Here is a 564-nt window from a genome sequence, read left to right as displayed (position 1 = left end):
GCTGAAATTCAGCTCAACTCGAAGACGTGTGATCTTACTTTCTTTTTTATACATACGATGTGGCCAGCCATCGTGCCAGATAAGGCGACCTTCTCGATAGATGTAAAGCCCTTGATTATCGAGGCCATAACGGACGTAGTCTTGCTCATCAGAATTCAATTCATTTAGAGAAGGAATAACACCGCCTTTTACGGTAAAGCTAAGATTTTTATCGCCCTCAATTTGTACGGACCTCTCTTTCAATATACGAGAACGCACACCGTCCTTAGTTACAAATTGGGAGCAGAGAGGATCCCAACCCTTTAAGTTTACGGATGGGCTATCTCCAACTTTCATTGAAATGGTCACTTCACCAGAGTTCAAAAACTTGAAGAATACTGCGCTTAGCTCTAAAGAAAGGTCTTTACCAAGAGACTTAATCTGCTCTCGCATTTGCTTTTCACTGCCAGACTTAACTAAACGGTCTATATTCTCCCAAATAATCATGGTGCCGCTAGCATTTGAAAAACTACTCAATACCTCAAAATCATCGTAATAATCATCTTCATCTGGAGTTTCTAACTC

General features: G+C 40.8%; 1 protein-coding gene. It reads right to left on the bottom strand.

Annotated elements, in window-relative coordinates; all coding sequences use genetic code 11:
- Positions 1-564, bottom strand: a 564-nt coding sequence (locus AB4512_RS24920) for a hypothetical protein (RefSeq protein ID WP_372176142.1), incomplete at both ends; no start/stop codon positions are given.

The sequence above is a fragment of the Vibrio sp. 10N.222.52.B7 genome, from assembly GCF_041474275.1.
In the GTDB taxonomy this organism is placed as follows: Bacteria; Pseudomonadota; Gammaproteobacteria; order Enterobacterales; family Vibrionaceae; genus Vibrio; species Vibrio crassostreae_C.
This window is presented reverse-complemented; position numbering and strand designations above follow the sequence as displayed.